This window comes from Bathymodiolus platifrons methanotrophic gill symbiont, assembly GCF_002189065.1.
In the GTDB taxonomy this organism is placed as follows: domain Bacteria; phylum Pseudomonadota; class Gammaproteobacteria; order Methylococcales; family Methylomonadaceae; genus Methyloprofundus.
The window spans coordinates 1-22,594 of record NZ_BDMN01000119.1 but is presented as its reverse complement, the minus strand read 5'-3'; the positions used below and the strand labels follow the sequence as shown (position 1 = coordinate 22,594).

The 22,594-nt window shown below is 42.0% G+C and carries 14 protein-coding genes and 1 pseudogene; 9 read left to right on the top strand and 6 right to left on the bottom strand.

Translation table 11 applies throughout. From position 1 onward, the window contains the following. Positions 1-156: 156 nt before the first annotated feature. Together CDZ78_RS07420 and CDZ78_RS07415 are read left to right on the top strand one after the other, a co-directional pair. Positions 157-312, top strand: a pseudogene (locus tag CDZ78_RS07420) (carbonic anhydrase); the annotation flags it as partial. A gap of 2 nt (positions 313-314) precedes the next feature. Beyond that, the gene (locus CDZ78_RS07415; RefSeq protein WP_307190465.1) at positions 315-968 is read left to right on the top strand and encodes an SDR family NAD(P)-dependent oxidoreductase; all 654 of its coding nucleotides are present in this window, start codon (positions 315-317) and stop codon (positions 966-968) included. Between the two features lie 181 nt (positions 969-1,149). Here CDZ78_RS07415 and fdhF read toward each other — a convergent pair whose 3' ends face one another. From fdhF to CDZ78_RS07400, 3 genes are read right to left on the bottom strand one after another with little or no spacing between them, the layout of a single operon-like run. Then, complete coding sequence (gene fdhF, locus CDZ78_RS07410) at positions 1,150-3,924, bottom strand: formate dehydrogenase subunit alpha (protein ID WP_087869436.1); 2,775 nt, start codon at positions 3,922-3,924, stop codon at positions 1,150-1,152. 5 nt (positions 3,925-3,929) lie between these two features. Continuing rightward, complete coding sequence (locus CDZ78_RS07405) at positions 3,930-4,367, bottom strand: DUF29 domain-containing protein (RefSeq protein ID WP_307190464.1); 438 nt, start codon at positions 4,365-4,367, stop codon at positions 3,930-3,932. Positions 4,368-4,379: 12 nt separating this feature from the next. After that, a complete protein-coding gene (locus CDZ78_RS07400; protein WP_087869434.1) occupies positions 4,380-6,074 on the bottom strand; it encodes an NAD(P)H-dependent oxidoreductase subunit E in 1,695 nt (564 codons plus the stop codon). A gap of 355 nt (positions 6,075-6,429) precedes the next feature. On the opposite strand from CDZ78_RS07400, the gene CDZ78_RS07395 reads away from it, so the two are divergent. The 4 genes from CDZ78_RS07395 (at position 6,430) to CDZ78_RS07380 (ending at position 11,641) form a co-directional block, all read left to right on the top strand. After that, on the top strand, positions 6,430-7,767 hold the full coding sequence (locus CDZ78_RS07395; protein WP_087869433.1) for an IS701 family transposase: 1,338 nt from the start codon (positions 6,430-6,432) through the stop codon (positions 7,765-7,767). A 97-nt stretch (positions 7,768-7,864) separates the two neighbouring features. Continuing rightward, the gene (locus CDZ78_RS07390) at positions 7,865-8,761 is read left to right on the top strand and encodes a LysR family transcriptional regulator (protein ID WP_087869432.1); all 897 of its coding nucleotides are present in this window, start codon (positions 7,865-7,867) and stop codon (positions 8,759-8,761) included. 279 nt (positions 8,762-9,040) lie between these two features. Continuing rightward, entirely contained in the window at positions 9,041-10,786 is a 1,746-nt protein-coding gene (gene recJ / locus CDZ78_RS07385) for a single-stranded-DNA-specific exonuclease RecJ (RefSeq protein ID WP_087869431.1), read from the top strand. A 90-nt stretch (positions 10,787-10,876) separates the two neighbouring features. Beyond that, positions 10,877-11,641, top strand: coding sequence for an Aq_1264-related membrane protein (locus CDZ78_RS07380; protein ID WP_087869430.1), 765 nt, complete (start codon positions 10,877-10,879; stop codon positions 11,639-11,641). Positions 11,642-12,544: 903 nt separating this feature from the next. Here CDZ78_RS07380 and CDZ78_RS07375 read toward each other — a convergent pair. Then, positions 12,545-16,462: a DUF3683 domain-containing protein gene (locus CDZ78_RS07375; protein ID WP_087869429.1), complete on the bottom strand. Its 3,918-nt coding sequence runs from the start codon at positions 16,460-16,462 to the stop codon at positions 12,545-12,547. A gap of 271 nt (positions 16,463-16,733) precedes the next feature. Between CDZ78_RS07375 and CDZ78_RS22950 the strand changes: the two genes are divergently transcribed. Further along, positions 16,734-18,770 (top strand): FAD-dependent oxidoreductase, encoded by a 2,037-nt coding sequence (locus CDZ78_RS22950; RefSeq protein WP_244559182.1) that lies wholly within the window; start codon positions 16,734-16,736, stop codon positions 18,768-18,770. Between the two features lie 42 nt (positions 18,771-18,812). Continuing rightward, complete coding sequence (locus tag CDZ78_RS07365) at positions 18,813-19,415, top strand: cation transporter (protein ID WP_087869428.1); 603 nt, start codon at positions 18,813-18,815, stop codon at positions 19,413-19,415. Here CDZ78_RS07365 and CDZ78_RS07360 read toward each other — a convergent pair whose 3' ends face one another. Both CDZ78_RS07360 and CDZ78_RS22945 read right to left on the bottom strand, forming a co-directional pair. Further along, positions 19,416-20,354, bottom strand: coding sequence for an ISAzo13 family transposase (locus CDZ78_RS07360; protein ID WP_230990509.1), 939 nt, complete (start codon positions 20,352-20,354; stop codon positions 19,416-19,418). Next, entirely contained in the window at positions 20,351-20,623 is a 273-nt protein-coding gene (locus CDZ78_RS22945; RefSeq protein ID WP_087868120.1) for a hypothetical protein, read from the bottom strand. The genes CDZ78_RS07360 and CDZ78_RS22945 overlap by 4 nt, the downstream gene beginning before the upstream one ends. A 224-nt stretch (positions 20,624-20,847) precedes the next feature. On the opposite strand from CDZ78_RS22945, the gene CDZ78_RS07355 reads away from it, so the two are divergent. After that, positions 20,848-22,473 carry a heavy metal translocating P-type ATPase gene (locus tag CDZ78_RS07355; protein WP_087869427.1) on the top strand — a complete coding sequence of 542 codons (1,626 nt, stop codon included), beginning with the start codon at positions 20,848-20,850 and terminating at the stop codon, positions 22,471-22,473. Positions 22,474-22,594 lie beyond the last annotated feature (121 nt).

Genomic DNA, 22,594 nt, shown 5'->3' with positions numbered 1-22,594 from the left:
GAGGTTTATTTTAGGTGGTTTTGCCATGTTTATAGCAAACCCCTACTTAATTCCCCTTAGGCAATAGCATTTGAAACGAATGAAAAGACTATTTTTTTCATATAGTTGTAGCATAGTTTCAATTTTACCATAAATAATTATTGGGAAACTTCAGCTATTAAAGACCAGGCGCTTAGTGTTACTGAAGATGTGATCAGAATTAAATCGCACTCTTTAGTGCCTGCTGATATTCCAGTCTATGGTTATATTTATGATGTCAAAACAGGAAGCTTGATTGAAGTACCTGAGGCAACAGAAGCAGGAAAAGTATAAGAATGAATCAGCTACGCTCAGCCATTATTCTGGGAGTAGGGCCTGAACGTGGCTTAGATGCAGTACTTGCTCAACACTTTGCCACTAAAGGATTGCATGTATATATAGCTGGGCGTAGTGAAGAAAAGCTGCAAAAAGTGGTTGATAGTATTAGCAGAAATGGAGGCAATATAACCAGTGTGGTGGCAGACGCTACGCAGGAATACGATATTGACCACTTGTTTGATGTCATATACTTTGATGGTTCTGCGTTAGAGCTTGCTGTCTACAATGTAGACAGCAATATTTCCCTACCGATTCTGGAGACCACAACAGAAACCTTTACAACATTATGGCAGCAGAACTGTCTGGGAGCTTTTTTGTTTGCCAAGGCTGCTATTGAGTGCATGAAGAAAAATAAGCAAGGTACATTGATCTACACTGGTGCCACGGCCTCTTTACGTGCAAAACCACCTTTTACTGCTTTTGCATCAGCTAAAGCTGCATTAAGGTCGCTGGCTCAAGGGCTAGCAAGGGAATTTGGCCCTGAAGGTATTCATGTAGTGCATACTATTATTGATGGTGTTATTAATGGCGAGCGTGCAAAGCAACAGTTCCCTGACTATTATCCAGGCCAAAGGCCAGGAAGGTATGTTGAATCTAGAGGCTACTGCTGAAACCTACTGGGCACTGCATAGTTAAGACCGCAGCGCCTGGACCCATGAATTAGATCTCAGGCCTTTTAAAGAGTCTTTTTAGTTAGTTATTCAAAAGGAAGTAGCTCGTAATATCAGCGCATCAGAAATTGCGTGAAGCATAACAATTTTAGTCGCGCCATTTAGACGCGACTAAACACAGTTAATTTATACGTACAGCTATTTCTCCACCTGCATTAGCTTTAACCGCACAGAATTTAAATTCCGGTATTTTAGCGGATGGGTCGAGTGCTTCATTGGTAATTAAGTTAGCACTTGCTTCGTTATAGCAGAAAGCCATAAATAGAGTGCCTTGTTGAATGCCAATATCAGCACGCGCATAAGCAGAAATTTTGCCACGTCTGGATTCAATCGTAATAATATCGCCAGGTTGTACGCCCAGTTTATCCAGGTCTACAGGATTCACCATGACCACTGGATCTGGCTCAATAGCATCTAGAGTAGGTGAATGACGCGTCATGCTACCAGTATGCCAATGTTCAAGTTGTCGCCCGGTAATAAAGATAAGTGGATACTCTTCATCAGGCATTTCATCAGCGTGAATGTAGGAAGCAGGAACAAATCGTCCTTTCCCGGATTCTGTTGGGAAACCATCAGTAAAAATCACAGGTTCGCCAGGATCGCCGATATTTTCTAGAGGGTAGGTAAGCGAATCTTCAGCTTCAATTCTGTCCCAGGTCATACCAGCAATACTTGGCATGGCGAGACGCATTTCGTTAAATACATCTTCTGGTCCTTTGTAGTCCCAGTCACAACCTAGGCGGTTAGCAATTTCCTGTAGTATCCATAAGTCTTGTTTAGCCTCACCAGGCGGGTTAACTGCCAAACGCCCCATTTGCACACGTCTATCGGTATTTGAAAAAGTACCATCTTTCTCGTAGAAAGCAGATGCTGGCAAGATTACATCGGCAAAGCCAGCTGTTTCAGTTAAGAAAATATCTTGTACAACTAAGTGTTCCAGGTGTGCAAATGCTTCACGCACATGGTTCTGGTTAGGGTCGGACATGGCAGGGTTTTCACCCTCTACAAACATACCATATACTTCGTTATCTAAAATGGCATGAATCATTTCCACAGTAGTTAAGCCGCGCTTGGGATCTAGCTTAATATCCCATAGTTTTTCAAATTTAGCCTGATTAGCAGGGTCTTCCACAGGTGCATAATCAGGGTAGACCATAGGAATCAAACCGACATCAGATGCACCCTGTACGTTGTTTTGGCCGCGTAATGGATGCAAACCTGTACCCGGTCTACCAATTTGGCCTGTCATTAAGGCTAAGGCAATTAAACAACGTGAATTATCAGTACCATGAATATGCTGTGAAACGCCCATACCCCATAAAATCATCGAACCTTTTGATGTTGCATAGAGCCTTGCGACTTCACGTAATGTATCAGCATCTATACCACAAATGGGTGCTACTTTTTCTGGGCTATAATCTTTCAAGTGTTGCTGCATAAACTCGAAATCTTCAGTATGCTTTTTGATGTAGTCATCATTTTGCAAACCTTCATCTAGAATAACGTGCATAATGCCGTTAAGCAGTGCCACATCGGTATCAGGGCGGAAAGCTAAGTGATGTGTGGCATATTTTGCAATTGCGGTACGGTTTGGGTCTATTAAGATAATCTTGGTTCCCGTTGTCGTCGCATTTTTCATAAAGGTTGCGCCAACAGGGTGGTTAACCGTTGGGTTAGAACCAATAATAATAACCACTTCAGCGAGCTTTACATCTTCAACAGGATTAGATACTGCACCAGAACCTAAGCATTCTAATAAGGCGACAACTGATGATGCATGACACAGGCGCGTACAGTGGTCCACATTGTTAGAACCAAAGCCTGTTCTAATGAGTTTCTGGAATAAATAAGCTTCTTCATTACTGCCTTTAGCTGAGCCTAAACCCGCTAACGCTTTTTTACCTTTTTCATCACGAATCTTTTTCAAACCACCTGCAGCAATATCTAATGCCTCATCCCAGCTTGCTTCACGGAATACGGTGTCTAAATCGTTAGGATCTAATAATTCAGTCGTTTTAGCAACGCCATCACGTCTAATTAAAGGCTTGGTTAAACGTAGCGGATTGTGAATATAGTTAAAGCCGTAACGTCCTTTCACACAAAGGCGAAATTTGTTGGTATCGCCATCGCGACCTTCGGTATAAAGAATTTTATCGTCTTTTACATGATATTTAATTAAGCAACCCACACCACAATAAGGGCAGGTAGAGTTCACTGTTTTATCAGCGATTTCAAGGCCTACGTTATTAGCTGGCATCAGTGCGCCAGTAGGGCAGGCTTGTACGCACTCTCCACAAGCCACACAACTACTGGCTGCCATTGGGTCAGCAATGTCAAAAACAATTTCAGCATGTGCGCCACGGTTAGCGAAACCGATCACATCATTCATTTGCTCTTCACGGCAAGCACGTAGGCATCGCGTACACTGAATGCAGGCATCCATATTAACTGCGATTGCAGGATGTGATAAATCAGCGGCAGGTTGAGCGCGTGATTCAAAGCGTGGCTCACCAACTTGCAACTTTTTAACCCACAGGTCTAATTCTGATTCCAGTGTATAAGGCGACTCGCCTTGCTTAGGCATATCTGATTTAAGTAGTTCAAGTACCATTTTTTGCGATTTAACGGCACGTTCACTACTTGTTTGCACATTCATACCATCAGTTGGCATACGGCAGCAAGAAGGCGCTAAGGTTCTTTCACCTTCGACTTCGACTACGCAGGCACGACAGTTACCATCAGCGCGTAAGCTTTCTTTATAACAAAGGTGTGGTATTTCTTTATTGTGACGTTTTGCCGTTTGCAGAATTGTTTCATCGGCAAAAGCAGAGACCTCTTCGCCATCAAGGGTGAAGTTGATCATGGGATTGTTTAAAGTGTCTGGGTTAGCAGCCATAGTATTTATTCACCTGCATCTGGGTAAAAATTATCATCCAAAATCTGAGAGTATGTCCAGGGACAAACGCTGGGGAAGGTTTGTTTATCTAAAGCGGTTTCTTGTGAAGCTTTGATAATTGATTTTGCATAAGCTTTTTTCAGGATAGTATCAAGTTGTGGTTCGAGACTAGGATTTTCTTCTAGGGTTTCAGAAAAATTGATACGCTGTCCTTCAATGGTTAATTGCCCGCTACGGCCACGGCGAACAGGTTGATATTGCCACTTAAGTAAATGGATAAGTAAAACAGTCAGTCGACTATCAAGTTCGCGCTTTTCAGACCGCCCCATTGTTTCGACTTCCTCAAGTAAATTATCAATATCAAGATCAGAGAGCCTGCCAGCTTTAAGTAAAGCGGCTTGCTCTTGTGTCCAACCATAAAAATCTGTGTTGTAATTAATCATCAGCGTATCTGCCTAGATTTCTTGTGGAAAGTATTTGATAGCACAACGTAATGGGTTAGGTGCAGCCTGTCCCAATCCACAAATTGACGCATCAACCATCACCGAGGATAACTCTTCTAGTAAATCAGTATCCCAGTTTTCCTGTTCCATTAGCACAGCTGCTTTTGCAGTACCCACACGACAAGGAGTGCATTGACCACAGGATTCTTCTTCAAAGAATTTCATTGCATTGATGGCAAGTTTCTTGGCACTGTCCTGATTAGAAAAAACCACGATAGCCGCAGAGCCGATAAAACAGCCATGCTCATTTAAGGTATCAAAATCCATAGGAATATCTGCCATAGATTCTGGCAATATTCCCCCTGATGCTCCTCCAGGAAAATAACCATAGAATTCATGTCCCTCTTGCATGCCCCCACAGAATTCTTCAATGAGTTCACGCATGGTCGTACCAGCAGGAGCTAAGTGTACGCCGGGTTTATTAACACGGCCTGAAATAGAGAAAGAACGTAAACCTTTGCGTTCATGTCGTCCGTGTGAAGTAAACCATTCAGGACCTTTTTCTACAATATCACGGACCCAGTACACTGATTCCATATTATGTTCCAGAGTAGGGCGGCCAAATAATCCCACTTCAGCAAGAAAAGGAGGTCTTAAGCGAGGCATGCCTCGTTTACCTTCAATGGACTCAACCATTGCTGATTCTTCACCACAAATATAGGCACCTGCACCACGGCGTAAATGAATCGGTGGTAAACGGTATTTATCAGAGGGTGGATTGTTTTGTAGGTTAGCGATTTCTTGCGTTAGGATTTCACGACATCCCGCATATTCATCACGTAGATAAATATAGATTTCATCACAGCCAACACATAAGGCGGCAATGAGCATACCTTCTAAAAAACGATGGGGATCAGATTCCAGATAATGACGATCTTTAAAGGTTCCGGGTTCACCCTCATCAATATTAACTGCCATTAAGCGAGGGCCGTTAAAACTCTTAACAATACGCCACTTTCTACCGGCAGGGAAACCAGCGCCACCCAGTCCACGAAGGCCCGAGTCTTCCATTTTTTTGATCACACTTTCTGTGCTAATGGTATTTTCTAAAACACCCTTAAGTGTTTGGTAGCCATTATCACTGCGATATTGTTGCATGCTGATGTAATCCGTTACGTCAGCTTTGATTTCGTTATTATTAACAGCAGTTGTAACCACTTCGGGTGTTGCATGGTCAATCGGGTTTTGTCCGACAACTGCAATAGGTGCATGTTGACAACGGCCAACACAAGGAACTTTTTGGACACGAACCTGGTCGGTATTTAAGCCACTTTCTAACGCATCTATTAAGTCATTAGAGCCAGCCATAGAGCAAGAGAGAAATTCACAGACTCGAACAGTTAACGGGGGAGGGGGAGTCTGACCTTCTTTGACGACATCGAAATGATGATAAAAAGAAGCGACTTCAAAGACTTCAGCGGGGGAGAGTTTCATTTCGTGTGCAAGGGCCACGAGATGTTTAGAGGAAATATGCTGATATTGATCCTGAATTTTATGTAAATGTTCTATCAACAAATCACGCTGACGAGATTCATCAGCAAGAAGTGATTGAACGTCATCCAGTGCGGTAAGATCAACCGCATGACCTTTCGGTCCTTTACGTTTTTTCTTGGTAATTTGATCTGGATTTATCGTAATAACTGCCACTCGTATTTCTCCTAACTTTTTTCAGTATTTTGAAGATAGCTACTAATAAACGTATGCCAAAGGGTTTGTGATGTTCCATTAATTTGGCAAATTTAATCCACTTTACCAAAACTGTGTTCTTCTATTCAAGTAATCTTTTATTTAGAACTGAAGTTTCCTAGTTTTTAAAGCATAAGCATATTAGTTAGTGCTTGTTTTTAATAAATATTAGCATTCCCTAATAACACTGGCATTCCGTTTGCTAAAACCCTTGAATTTACTTAAAAAACAACAGGTTAATGATGAATGAGACCTGTTTTTACTGTATAATAAAAGATGTTAACTCATTGATTATACAAACAAAACGGCCTCATTCATGTTCATTTTACGCGATATTTTACTCCCGCTTCAATATCATTTTTCCGAAACCACTTTAGGCCGCGAACGAGCCTCTCTGTTTGTTTACACGATCCTGTCCATTATCGTTCCCTTTACGTCGTCGATGACATCTAACCTTTGGCGTTGCCTTGATACGCTGTTTGGGTTTGAGATCAAGAATAAGCGATTTTACACTTTCATGGCTTCTCCAACGCTACCGTGGGCTGGGCTATGGCAAACTATCTGGGGGCTAATCCCGTCCCCTGAAACTGATGGCCGCATATTGGTTGGTTTGGATGACTCCATTATCACTAAAGTAGGCAAGAAAATCTTCGGTTGTGAAGCAATTTTTGACCACGCGGCCAAGTCGAACCAAAGCAAATATCCATGGGCACAAAATATTGTATCGGTGGGGTTGTTGAAACAGGTCAAAGGTCGCTGGGCGTGCTTATTTTTAGATTTCCGGTTTTATCTGCCCTTAAAAACAATTCAGGGAAAAAAAGAGACAGCCACGATAAGAGGGGAAGTAGTTCCTTTCCAGACCAAGATGGCTCAGGCGGCTCAAATGCTGATTGAAATTGCAGAACATTTTTCCACCGTCCCCATATTGGCAGTTACTGATAGCTGGTTTGGCAATAATGGCCTATGGAAGCCTGCTTACAAAGCTATCGGGAACCGGTTTAATATTCTCTCTCGGTTAAGGTGCAATAATGTGTTGTATGACCTTCCAGAAAAAAGAAAACCAAAGCAGCGGGGCCGGAATAAAAAGTATGGTCAGCGTCTAGGCTCGGCTACAGACATGGCAAAAACAGTACAACAAGAGGCTCGGTTTTACAACGTGAATCTCTATGGAAAGCAGCGTGAAGTTAGTGCTTATAGTCGTGTTGTCATGCTGAAAACATTGAAACGGCCCGTTCAGGTTGTCTGGGTGTTTCGTCGCACGCAGTGGATTGCTTTGTTTACTACCGATTTAAATTTATCCATCACACAGATTATCGAGTATTACGGGGCAAGGTGGAAAATCGAATCCGGGTTCAAAGAACTCAAGCAGGACATAGGTAGCCAGAAAAGCCAGTGCCGTAATGCGCAGGCAGTGACCAACCACCTGAACTTCTGTATGATGGCAACAACGTTAACGTGGATTTATGCTGATCGTTTAAAAACCAATCCGGAACGTCGGCACAAAGTAAAGGGGCGGACCAGTTTTGCCTTTTCAGATATCCGGCGTATCATTGCCGAAGCTGCTTTGGACCCGGATTTTGAAAGGGTTTGCCCCAAATACAGCAGCTCCCCTGTAAATTCGGTGGTAACCGTTTTGTTACGCATGGTCGCTTGATGAATTTCTAGGAAACTTCAGGTTTAGATGTGTATCATATTTAGTGATATTATCAGCAAAGGGATAATTTGACTGCTTAATAAACTCAGGAACTATAGTGAACCCTCAACATTTATTGACTTTTTCCGTTGTTGCCCGACTAAAAAGTATTACTTTGACTGCTCAGCACTTGCATATAGGCCAACCAGCGGTATCGGGGCAGCTAAAGCTTTTGCAGACCTTTGTTGGTGAGCCTTTATATGAGCGGAAAGGGCATCAGATTGAGCTAACAGCCGCTGGTGAGGGTTTGTTGAAATATGCAGACAAAATGAATAGGTGCTATAACCAGTCCATTGAATATGTGCGTAATTTGCAAAAAATAAGTACGGGTATTTTACGTATTGGCGCGACTATGACCATTGCCAGTTTTTATCTACCTAAGTTTGTAGTCGAATTACAAACAAACTATGAAGGTGTTCAGGTTTTTATGAAAACGCTGGATACTGCAGGAACCTTAGATAATTTATATAACCTGGATTTAGGTTTTATAGAAGGATCATTACAAGACGTAGATTTATCAAGCAACTATCAGGTTATTCCCTGGCAGCAAGATGAAATAGTACTAGTCATACCTGAAAATCACCTACTTGCCAGAAAATATACTGATTATGTACCTTTAGAAGTTTTTGCCCAGCATCAGGTTATTTGGCGAGAGCAAAGTTCAGGCGGACGGCAGGTTGTTGAAACAGCATTGCTTGAGGCGGGCATTATAGCTCCAGTCAATATCGAGGTAACGGGCGTATCAGCTGTTAAAGAATCTGTAAGAGCAGGGCTAGGCATAGGTTTTTCCTCTTCATTAGCTTTGAAAAATGAAGCGGCAGGGCTGATTTCAAGAAGAATTGGGACTAACCAGGGCCTTACCTGGCAATTGAATATTATCGCACCGAAGTCAGCTCTTCAGTCACGTGCCACGAAAGCTTTTTTAGAATTATGTATGAAAGAAAGTACGCTGTAGTAGCGCCCAGTTTGTCATAAGGATAATAGTTATGGCATAGGTTACTCATGGATTTACTGGTTCAAGCATAGACTATTGCTCCCACAGCACATAAAAAATACATGCCCAATAAATACTTTGTGAATGACATATTTTCTGTATCTGAACCTTAGTTTTTTTACCAGAAATTACCTGTCTAACTAATAGTTTTGGAAATTCAATCAACAAATAGTGCTAATTAATTACTATACCTAATTTTATAGTTGCGGCTAAGCTTAAGAAAAATAATAAGACAAAAATATGCACTATTTTGGAATAACAAAAAAAATTGTTGAACGTCCATTACTGGGAAGAGATGCCGGAGTGCCTGAGCCAAATGCAGTATTAAAACGCATTTATTTGGCTCGTGGTATTAAGTCCGATGTGGATCTACAACGCGGCCTGGCACAGTTGCCTTCCCCCTGGTTATTAACTGGCATGGAAGAAATGGTTATTTACTTAATCAATGCCATTGAGCAGCAAAAGAAAATAGTGATTGTTGCTGATTTTGATGCGGATGGTGCAACTAGCTGTACTGTTGCAATGAAAGGCTTAAAGTTGCTAGGGGCCGATAATGTCGATTTTATTGTTCCCAATCGCTTTGAATATGGTTATGGATTAACACCTGAGATAGTTGAATTAGTAAAAGAAAAACAGGCTGATGTTCTGGTGACTGTGGATAATGGCATTTCTAGCCTGTCAGGTGTGCAAGCAGCAAAGCAAGCAGGAATACAGGTACTGGTTACCGATCATCACTTACCTGGTGACCAATTACCTGATGCCGATGCTATTGTGAACCCTAACCTACCTAATGATGAATTTCCTAGCCGTGCTCTAGCCGGAGTTGGTGTCATGTTTTATGTGTTAATGGCACTGCGTAGTCGTATGCGCGAGCAGGGCTGGTTTATAACGCGAGATATAGCCGAACCCAACCTGGCACAGTTACTGGATCTAGTTGCATTAGGTACCATTGCTGATGTGGTGGCTCTGGATCAGGTTAATCGTATTTTGGTGCATCAAGGCTTATTGCGCATCAGGTCCGGTAAAGGGCATAAGGGGATAAAAGCACTGGTTGAAATAGCCGGGCGAAACCTACACAGCTTAGGCTCTTCTGATTTAGGTTTTGCTATTGGGCCGCGGCTTAATGCGGCAGGGCGTATGGATGATATGAGTGTGGGGATACAATGCCTGTTATCAAATGAAGAAATACTTGCAAAGAAATTAGCGCAACAAATGGATGAGTTAAACAGTGACCGGCGCGAAGTTGAAGGGCAAATGAAGCAGGAGGCTATGAGTCTATTAAAAGATATGAATGTACTGGATGAGCAGCATTTAACAGCAGGAGTCTGTATATACAATGAGGACTGGCATCAAGGTGTGATAGGTATATTAGCCTCACGAATTAAAGATCGCTTAAATCGTCCTGTGATTGCTTTTGCAAATGCAGGGGATGGTGAGGTCAAAGGTTCGGCCCGATCTATCCCTGGAGTACATATCAGAGATGTTCTGAGTGATATTGCCGTTGCACACCCTAAAGTGTTACAAAAATTCGGTGGTCATGCAATGGCTGCTGGGTTAAGCATACAGTTACATGATTATCCGGTATTTATGCTGGCTTTTGATAAAGCAGTAGAGCAGCGCCTGGTTGATGTTGATTTAGATCAAAAAGTTTATACTGATGGTGAGCTCACTGACGCAGAAATGACTATTGGCTTTTGTGAGTTGCTGAAAAATGCTGGTCCATGGGGGCAAGAGTTTCCAGAGCCTTTATTTCATGGAGTGTTTGATGTTGTGCAGTCACGAATTGTAGGCCAGCAGCATTTGAAATTGGTGCTACGCAAGCAAAACGATGAATTGTTAATAGATGCAATCGCTTTTTTTGTCGAGCGTCCTGAGTACTGGTTGGGCATACGCCAGGTAAATATCGCTTATAAATTAGATATCAATGAATATAAGGGTCAACGGAGTATTCAATTTATTATCGATTATATAGAAAAGCTGGCGTAAATCTTAAACTCTGCTCCATCAGGGCTATTTTTTACAGCAAGTAATATCAACAATTAAGTCCAGAGAGAAATTTAAATAAATACCACTAATATGAATAATTCACTTTCTACTGGTAAGCTAAATTTACCTAGTCTTAACCTGACGACCAGATGCATGATCAGTAGTTATCTATGTGCTATTGGCTTGGGAGCATTATTGGCTAGTGCACAAATTTTGGTGACGCATGGGATGGCCGATGAGAAATTTGGTTTATCCGTTGATGATATAGTTTATAGCTATCATGGGAACCCTGAACATAGTTTGATTGAAACCAAGCTAAACGGCTCGATGAGTGATAAAGCGTCTTCAGTTGATAAACTACAAATCATCAAGTGGGTACGAGCAGGAGCACCAAAAGAACAATGGGATGATCAAATCAAAACAGTATTCATGAAAAACTGTGTGTCATGTCATAGTGTTATTCTTGGGCTGCCGGATTTCACCCAGTATGAAGAGGTTTTGAGTGTTTCTCAGCCTAGTGGCGGCGCATCGGCTACAACTTTAACGCGTTCTTCGCATATTCATATTTTCGCCATTTCATTTATTTTCTTATTTAATGGTTTGATTTTCAGTCTGTCAGTGGGGGTTAGGACATGGGTTAAAATCTCTATTATCTGTCTGCCTTTCTGGTTCCTGATCATTGATGTGTTTTCCTGGTGGCTAACTAAAATTACCCCGGAATTTGCCTGGTTAACAATTATCTCTGGTGTTGGGTATAGCATTTGCTCGGCCATCACCTGGTTTGTATCCATGTATCAGATGTGGGTACTGCCACGCAAGGGTCACTTGTACCAAGTAAATACATGGCTGGACTAGAGTCACTCAGTTTCATATAGATGGGTACTATAAAATGGACTTTAGAGAGGTGGAAATAAATACTTGTCCAATTTTTAAAGCTGAGGGAAATGGAAAAATTAAATCATCCAAAATTAGACGACTAATTCAACGCGGAACAAGCTTTGTGTAGGGTATGCATCGCATACCTATAGGCTTTCAGATAAATAATTTCCATACATTCTGGGCAGTCAGAAATGCTCGGAAGCGGGATCTTTAGTCCCGCATGCTTGGACGGGACTAAAGATCCCACTTCCGAATATTGTTTGAAAATTTCAGAGAAACTATAGCAGCTCTGAAAGGTACGCGATGGGCACCCTACCGCAATATTTCCTGTTAAGTGGGTAGTCGAAATTATCCACAAAGATTATTGAATCTAGCTTATTAACGTTTAAAAATTGGACGGTTATTTATTTCCGTCTCCCTGTGTGTACACAAATATAACTCAGGCAACTATCTGGGGAGCTGGTCTTTAGCCTGCATTGCGAGTACATAAGCAGCCTAAAGGACTGTGCTCCATTATATCTGTTAATATTGTTAGGCTAGTTTCAATGAAAATTTTGGATGATTATATTTTCCATCTCCCTTAGTCTAAAATTTTTCATGATTTACTTAGGTGGTTTCTGTCAAAGAATAGTCCAGCTTACTTGTCTTTTTGCCTTTCTTCGGCGTTGCGATTACAGTTACATAGCACAAAATGCGCCTGTAATCGCGCCCCCGTATCAAGTACGGGGGCAGGCTTTGAAGATGAACAAAAATTCTGCGTAATCTGGACTATTCTTTTTCGATAATCACCTTAGTAAAGCAGGTGTAAATATCTTGGGTGGCCTGGCTTTATAGGAAATTTTTGTTGATTCACCCAGTTCAGCCCACCCGAAATATTAACTAAACTAAAACGCGTTCAATACCACCCTTTGATGCCTGTTTGATATAATCCTGCATCCAGTCTTCGCCGATAATGTTTTTAGCAATTTCTACCACAATATAGTCGGCATCCAGTTGCTCATTACCATCATCAAAACGTTGTAAGCCTTGCATACACGATGGACATGAAGTCAGCATTTTAATCGGGCCATCATTGCCATTGGCTCGCAGCGTGGCCTTATCATTTTCGAGCTCTTCGGCTTTACGGTAACGTACCTGCGTAGAAACATCGGGTCGCCCCACAGCTAAAGTGCCAGACTCACCACAACAACGATCAGATTTATGTACATCTGTTCCCATTAAGGAGTTAACTGTTTTCATCGGGTCCTGTTGTTTAAGTGGCGTATGACAGGGGTCATGGTACATATACTGGGTGCCGCTAAGACCTTCCAGTTTGACACCTTTTTCCAATAGGTACTCATGAATATCGATCATGCGACACCCCGGAAAAATCTTATCAAACTCATAGTCTTCTAGCTGATCCATACAGGTTCCGCAGCTTACTACGACGGTTTTAATATCCAGATAATTTAAGGTATTGGCAACGCGATGAAACAGAATACGATTATCGGTAGTAATTTCCTGTGCCTTTTCAAACTGCCCTGCAGCACGTTGTGGAAAGCCACAGCATAAATAGCCAGGTGGCAATACAGTTTGTACGCCTACTTGATACAGCATCGCCTGAGTTGCCAGGCCAACTTGAGAGAATAAACGCTCAGAACCACAACCCGGAAAATAAAAAACTGCCTCGCTATCGGTGCGTGTTTTCAAAGGGTCACGAATAATAGGAACAATATCGTTACTTTCTATCCCTAGCAATGCTCTTGCGGTTTTATTAGGTAATTTACCTGGCATTTTACGGTTAGTAAAATGCACCACATATTCTTGCATCTTAGGCTTACCTGTTGATGGTGGTGGCTGGTTAAGCTGTTTTTTCCCCCATGGGCGAAGAAAAAAGTTACCTATGCGCTGGCCTTTATAAGACCATTCGATCAGTACTTTGCGCATCATCTTGACGCTAGTTGGGTGATCAGTAGATAAAAATGCTATCGCAGCAGATTTTATCGGGTTAAAGCTCTGCTTGCCCATTTTGTTTAACAGGTTACGCATATTCATCGATACATCGCCAAAATCAATATCGACAGGGCAGGGGTTATAACACTTGTGGCACACGGTACAATGATCTGCAACGTCCTCAAATTCTTTCCAATGATTGATTGAAATACCGCGACGGGTCTGTTCTTCGTATAGAAATGCTTCAATCAATAAAGAGGTAGCCAGAATTTTATCACGTGGCGAATACAATAAATTAGCACGCGGCACATGGGTAGAGCAGACCGGTTTACATTTACCACAACGTAAACAATCTTTGATCGAATCAGAAATACTTCCGATCTCGCTTTGTTGCATGATCAAAGATTCATAGCCCATTAAGCTAAACGAGGTGGTATAGGCAGCCCGTAAATCAGCTCCAGGCATTAATTTTCCACGATTGAAGTGGCCATCTGGATCAATGCGTTGCTTATAGTCATGAAAAGCAGCAAGTTCTTGCTCGCTAAGAAATTCGTATTTGGTAATTCCGATACCATGCTCACCAGAAATAACGCCGTCTAATGAACGTGCTAGTTCCATAATGCGTGCTACTGCAGTATTTGCTTCCTGTAGCATGGTGTAGTTTTCAGAATTAACCGGTAAATTGGTATGTACATTACCATCGCCAGCGTGCATATGTAGCGCGACAAATACCCGGCCACTCAAGACATCTTTATGGGTCATCTCGATGCGTTCGATAATCAGCCGGAAATTATCACCTTCAAAAATTTCCTCTAAATTTGGCAATATTTCCTGTTTCCAGGAGACCCGTAGTGAGTGATCCTGTAATCGATGAAACAGTGTTGGAATATCAGTACGATTGGTGAATTCACTAACGCTGATATTGTAGTCAGGAAATAGTTTTTCCGTTTGAGCCAGGTCTAAATCAAGGTTGTCATAAATCCATTGCCAGCGTTGGCGCACGCTTTCGATTTCTGCCAGTGCTAATTCACGTCGGCTGCCAATTAACTCTTCTTTATTGATGCTATCTTCATAAGTACGCAGGGGTAACTCACCCAGTAGAAAATCACTGAGTGCAGCACATAAGCGTAATTTATTAGCTAAAGATAATTCAATATTGATACGTTCAATACCATCACAATAATCACCCATGCGCGGTAAAGGAATGACCACATCTTCATTAATCTTAAATGCATTCGTGTGTTTGGCAATCGCAGCTGTACGTGCCCGGTCTAGCCAGAAAGTTTTACGTGCTTCTGGGCTAACCGCGATAAAACCTTCAGCTCCACGGGCATTACAGATGCGCACGACTTCAGAAACGGCTAAGGCAACCTGTTTTTCATCATCACCGACAATATCGCCGATTAAAACCATTTTGGGGTGACCCTGGTGTTTAGCTTTGCTGGCATAGCCAACCGCTTTAACATATCGATCATCAAGATGTTCAAGGCCCGCTAATAATACTCGTTGCTTACCGTTTTTCGGTAGGGCTGCTATATAATCACGAATCTCTACAATAGCAGGCACTGCTTCACGAACTTGCCCGTAAAACTCTAGGCAGATAGTGCGTGTATGTGCTGGCATCTTGTGTAAAATCCAGCGGGCTGAGGTAATAATGCCGTCACAGCCTTCTTTCTGTATGCCTGGTAATCCACCTAGAAATTTATCGGTAACATCTTTACCTAGTTCACCTTTGCGGAATTGTGTACCGGGGATAGTTAACTGTTCTTCGGAGAGTAAATTTTTTCCGCTGGCATCGAAATGCTTAAGAGCAAAGATAACCTGATCCTGCTCATGTATCTTGCCTAGATTATGTTGCTGACGTTCGACTTCCAGCCAGTTGCCATCAGGTGTCACCATACGCCAGGAAACCAGATTATCCAGTGCGGTTCCCCACAAGACAGCTTTTTTGCCACCGGCATTCATGGCCACATTACCTCCGATACAAGATGCATCGGCAGAGGTTGGGTCGCAGGCAAATACTAGCCCGGCATTGTCGGCAACATCCATGACGCGACGGGTGACCACGCCAGAGCCAGTGTATACGGTAGCATAAGTTTGTTCGATACCTGCTAACTGGCTGTCTAATTCTACCTTACCTATGGCTAATAGTTTTTCGGTATTAATGACGGCAGAATAGGGCGTTAGTGGTACGGCACCACCGGTGTAACCGGTACCACCGCCACGAGGAATGATTGTTAAACCTAGTTTAATACAATCTCTAACCATGTGTCCCACTTCATCTTCGTTGCGTGGGTATAGTACGACAAAGGGATATTCAACACGCCAGTCAGTGGCATCAGTAACGTGGGCGACGCGGGCGTAACCATCGAAGCGGATATTATCTTTGCGGGTATGTTTAGATAATAAAGTCAGAGATTTTTTGCGTAACTTTTCAGTGTCTTTGAAGTGCGCTTCAAAGGTATTAACTGCTTGATGAGTCGCTTCAATAAGCTGTGCTACTCGTTTAGATCGATCGGGCCCCTCTGCTTCATATTCAACGCGGCGTTTTTCCATTTGTGACAATCTATGACGCAATGCATCAAGTAGAGATTTACGCCGTTTGCGGTTGTTGAGTAGGTCGTCCTCAAGGTATGGGTTACGCTGTACTGCCCAGATATCACCGAGTACTTCAAAAAGCATCTGCGAAGAGCGCCCCGTGACTCGTTCTTCACGTAGCGAATTTAGAACTTGCCAGTTTTCCTCACCGAGTAAGCGGGTAACGATTTCACGGTCGGAAAAAGAAGTGTAGTTATAAGGGATTTCACGTAAACGCACTGGTGACGTTTCGGAAGGTAATAGGGGGGATTTTGTATCCACAGGCATGCTATGTAATGGCGTGGTGAAAAAAGCTTATTTTAGCATTTTCATGGACTAGTCGTAAACATTGATCTCATTGAGTAGAATTGGATAGAGGGGTATTTAACATTGTGATAATTAAGGTATTTATCGCTCAAAATCCCTCTATTTTTTTGCATAGAGATGAATATGTAGCCAGTAGATAGGCTGCAAGTGCATGTAATAATTGTGACTAGTTATTTTTTAGCTATAAGCTATTATATTAGAACGCAGGATAATTTTTAAGGAGCTTATAAATATGTCTCGGCAGCGATTTTTAATTATAGGTGGTGTAGCTGGAGGTGCGACTTGCGCCGTTCGAATTCGGCGCTTGTATGAGCACTGCGAGATTATTATTTTTGAAATGGGATCTTATGTTTCTTTTGCGAACTGTGGTTTGCCTTACTTTATTGGTGATGTCATTGTAGATGAGGAAAAATTACTGGTTGCTACGCCTGCCTTATTTGAAAACCGCTTTAATATTCGTGTCTGTACAGATACCCAGGTTTTATCTATAGATAAAGAAAATCAAAAAATTACCGTACTAGATCTGGCTAGCAAAGTAGAACGTGTCGAGAATTATGATGCACTGGTTTTATCGACGGGTTCACAATCGGTTTGGCCGAATATTGATGGACTTGATTTACCGGGTGTACATGTCTTAAGAACCATTCCTGATAGCCGAAAGATTAAAGCTCAGTTAGATAATATCCATCGTGCACTGGTGATGGGTGCAGGCTATTTGGGACTGGAATTAGCTGAAAATCTGTATAAAAGAGATATACAGGTGACTGTATTACAGTCTTCAGACCAGGTTATGCCTACTCTGGATAAAGAGATGGCGACTTTTGTTGCTAATCATTTGAAAAAGCATGGACTAGAATTAAAGTTAAGTTGTAAAGCAACAGCTATCACCCAAACGTCAGATCATTCCTTACTGGTTTCACTGGATTCAGGTGAGCAAGTAACGGTGGATGCGGTGATGATTTCAGTAGGGGTAAAGCCACGTGCAGAACTGGCCATACAAGCTGGCTTAGAAATTGGCGAGCTTGGTGGTATACGGGTGAATGAATATTTGCAAACTAGTGACCCAAATATCTGGGCTGTGGGTGATGTGGTTGAGGTGAAGAATGTGATCACTAATGAATGGCAGCTATTTCCATTGGCGGGTCCTGCTAATAAACAGGGCCGCCTGGCAGCGACAGATATTGTTAGAAAAAAATTAACCACTATTCCTGCAGTGCCATACCGAGGTGTACAGGGAACAACGGTCTGCGGACTTTTTGGATTAACGGTTGCTACAACCGGAGTTAATGAAAAAATGTTACAACATTGTAGCGATATTGAGTATGAAAAAGTGTACTTACACCCCAGTAATCATGTGGGCTATTATCCGGGGGCAAAGCCGATTCATATCAAATTACTTTATGATGCTCATTGTGTATTTCAGCTACTCAATAATTGGGAAACTTCAGCTGCTAATAAACAGGGCCGCCTGGCAGCGACAGATATTGTTAGAAAAAAATTAACCACTATTCCTGCAGTGCCATACCGAGGTGTACAGGGAACAACGGTCTGCGGACTTTTTGGATTAACGGTTGCTACAACCGGAGTTAATGAAAAAATGTTACAACATTGTAGCGATATTGAGTATGAAAAAGTGTACTTACACCCCAGTAATCATGTGGGCTATTATCCGGGGGCAAAGCCGATTCATATCAAATTACTTTATGATGCGCGCGATGGTAAGGTACTTGGTGCACAAGCTTTAGGTGAATCAGGCGTAGCAAGAAGAATTGATGTGCTTGTCTCTTTTATACAGATGGGAGGTACTGTTTATGATCTGGAAGAGGCAGAGCTTTGTTATGCGCCACAATTCGGAGCGACCAAGGACTCGGTTAATCTGGCCGGTATGATTGCGGCAAATCATTTGCGTGGTAATCACCCTCTCGCCAAATGGGAAGATCTGGTTGATGCACATACTCAAGTCACTGAGGGACATGATGATGTTGACCAGGTGTTGGCATTTATTATGGATGATCCTTATGCTCAGGCACAGATTGTCGACGTGCGTACCGTGGCAGAATTTGAGCGTAAACATATTCCGCAAGCTATCAACCTTCCGCTGGATTCTTTACGTGATCATTTACATGAATTGTCTCAGGAACGTGAAATTTGGTTGGTCTGTGGTGTTGGGCAAAGAGCTTATAATGCAACACGTATTTTACAGCAGCATGGTTTTCGCGTACGTAACCTTTCTGGAGGAATGCAAACCTATGCATCTTTTGAAGAATAGCGTTACACTTATTTTACCAAATGCGAACAAAGAATTATTAATATGATCCAGACTCAAGAATTCAGTCAGTTTATTATTGCGCATCAGTTACAGCGACGTATCAGAATTATTGTTCCGAGTTTATTTCGCAATAAGGAACGTGCCACTATTTTGCAGATTCTGCTATTGAAAAGAGCTGCAATCGAAGAGGTGCGCTGTGTCTGGCAAATTAATTCCATTACCATTCATTTCGACCCGGAACAATTTCCCAAACAAAACCTGTTAAAACTTTTAGAGGCAGTATTAGTCAACTTTGCTCAGAAACCACACGCTAGTCTAAGCAAAATTTCTGAACAACAACAGCACAGAGAAGGGCCTAAACAGGATATTGTTTTTGGAATCGGTGGAATGAGTTGTGCTTCCTGTGCCTTGTTTCTAGAAATGGTCTTATCCAGACATGCCGATAATCTGCATGTCAGTATTAATTATATTTCCGAGACGGGAAATGTCAGCGGCTACCTGAGTAAGGAAGAAGTTTTTAAAATTGTTGAAGATAATGGTTATCAGGCTTATTCAATAGATACCCTGGCAGAACGTAAATTATTACTGGAATCTGGGCACAAGCATTTACTAAGGAATAAGCACGAAACAACTTCCCGATATTAATTATTCTTGAGGAATTGCACGGTAATTCCATTTTGGTAAATGTGTATCAAATACAATCGGCATTATTTCTTTGAAGTCAGCGGCATATTTTCGTCCTGTCTCGTATATTTTGTCGAGTATGTGAACAATTGTTGTTAGTCCTTTTGACGTTGATGTTCTAGAAATCAATGTTTTAACTGTTTCAACCGAGTCAAATACAACACCTTCACAAGCACGAGTCACATGAGGAAAAAAACGATGTTCAATGGGATTATACTTGGAGGTATAAGGAGGATAGTGGGCAATCCTAATTTCCAATCCAAGTGCATTCGCAGTCTTTTGTAAATCTTCTTTAAAAATGTAGTGCCGTGAGCTGTTACTCCCTCCACCATCGCAAAGGATCAACAATGATTTTGCTTTAGGATAATGAATAATACCCTCGTTTACCCACCATTGAAATAAGCTATCACAGGCAAATTCACTGGTATCATGACTCGTTCCAAGCGTGATATATCCTGTGTTTCGTTTGAGGTCATAAAACCCATGAGGAATAACACTGCCTGTTGCAGAGCTAGGGAAATCATGATCATTCGTTTGAATGGCTGCTTGTGTATAGAGCGATCCATTACGATAAAAAGTACCCAATAACTCTTTCTTTTTGGTATCCATACTAATAACAGGGTTTCCCGCATCCAGGTAGTCCTGCTTCAATTGGGTAATATTTTCAAATTGAGCATTGCGGTCAGGATGACCACCCATCGTAATGTTTTTCTGGGCTTTGCGCTTAACATATTCATGTTTTTTTAATAAATATCGAACGATATTACGACTGACAGAATAACCCTTTTTTAATAATTCACTGACGATTTCACGCGGCTTTAGATAAGTCCACCTAATAGATGAATTCATTGGATTGCCTGCTGTATGCTGTTGAAGAATATCTAAAAAGTCTTGATCTATTCCACTGTATTCAGGGGTAGAGGTCTTTTTTTTCGACCGCCTCCAGGTTGTCTGATTCCTGTTATATCCAGTTCTAATTCGGTGAGTTCTTTTTTTCCTTGGCGGATAGTTTTTGGGTCACACTCTAATAAAGCTGAAATATAGTTAACGCCACCATGAGATAATTTTTCACTTTCAATGGCGGCATACCGTCGCTTATTTTTTTCACAAAGTGAGTCATAAAATTTCTTCATCGACTTTTCGATATTTTTTTTATAAGGAAATGACATAAGACAACCACTGAGTAATAAATTAAGATAACCTTAATTTAGGGGAGATATTTCATTATTCAAGCTTGGCTGCTTCAGGAAGTTATTTCGTGCACATTCCTAAGCACGAAAAAACGCTTGATTATGATAAGTTTGCTGGATATTCCGGTTATGTTTGCTGGCTTGTTTTTCAAAACTAGCTGGCGTATCAGGCTAGCTCAGGCAGTATTTAGTTTTCCCGTGGTATTTTTTGGGGGGGGGGCGGGGAAATCTTTAAAAAATCCTGGCGGCAGGCGCAACAGGGAACCATGAATATGGACACCCTGATAGCTATCGGTGCAGGCTCAGCATATATCGGGAGCCTTCTCTCTATATTTGATGTGCGTAGACATGCCTATTTTGATGCTGCAACAGCGATTATTGGATTTGTACAATTAGGGCGTTACCTGGAAGAATTGGCCAAAAGCAAAATGGTTCATGAGGTTGAGGATCTGGTAAATATGCAAGCTCAGAATGCAAGCTTGCTTCAGGGTGACAATGAGAGCTTAGTCAGCATCGATAAAATACAGATTGGGGATGTTCTGTTAATTCGGCCGGGAGAGCGGATTCCAGTTGATGGTATTGTATTAAGTGGACTTTCCAGCGTGAATGAGTCGATGGTGACGGGATCTAATACTCCCTGCATTAAAGAAAAAGGACATAAACTGTTCGATGGTGGTATCAATGGTAGTGGTGTCTTGCACATGCAGGCAACGGCTATAGGTAAAGATACGGTACTTGCCGGTTTAGTGCATATGATCGATCAAACACAGAGTTCGAAGTTACAGATACAAAAAACAGTGGATATTTTTTCCGCCCGTCTGACACCGGCAATTATGTTTTTATCTGCACTGACATTTGGTGGCTGGGTCGTTAGAGGAGAACAAGTCGCTCATGCATTTGCCAATGCAATTTCTGTGTTGTTAATTTCTTGCCCTTGCGCATTGGGACTGGCAACACCGGCTGCGACTAGTGTTAGTTCAGGTCAGGCTGCCAAGCGCAAGGTCTATATCCGCAATGGTAACGCGCTGGAGCAAATGGCAACAATAGATACGATTATTTTTGATAAAACAGGAACATTGACGGATGGGCATGCCAAAGTAGCCAGTTTTCTGAATATATCAGGCCTGGATGATGATTATATTGTGCAACTTGCGGCTTCCGTTGAACATAACTCGGAACATTTATTAGGTAAAGCGATTGTTGAATATGCACGAAGTCTGGAACTAGTCATTTTGCCGACCGCTAAATTTCATTCAATCCCAGATCAGGGAGTGCGGGCTGAAGTCGATACGCTTGAAGTTTTGCTGGGTAATGAAAGCTGGCTGGAGCAACAGGATATTGATGTGGCAGTGATACAAGATACGGCTAAACAATGGGCTAAGTTAGGCGATACGTTGATATATCTGGTTATAGACAATAAATTGGCTGCACTATTTTCTTTGCGTGATCATATACGCAAAGGAGCCAGAGAATTGATGGACTACTTGCATAGTCAAGGGATTGAAACTTTGATGGCAACGAGTGATACCAAAGCATCGGCACTACCTATCGCTGATCTTGCTGGCATTGATTCAGTGACGGCAAATGCGAGTCCGGCAAGAAAAATAAAATTTATTCGCGATTTGCAAACCAAAGGTAGAGTGGTTGCCATGATAGGCGATGGTATTAATGATGCTCCAGTCCTGGCAGCAGCGAATGTTAGTCTAGTTGTTGGTAATGCAGTGGGTATAGCAGTTGAAACAGCCGATTATATTCTGGTTGATAGTGATATCAGAAAGGTAGCAGAAGTACTGGATATTAGTAAGCAAACATTAAGCGTCTTTCGCTGAAAATCCTGGAAACGGAGCTTAAGCGAAGTGAAGATTTTTAGTCCGTGATAGCGATAGGGCCGGGTGTTTTCTCGAAGCGTCTTTTTGCGTAGAGAAAATACAAGGCATTCCGACATCGCGT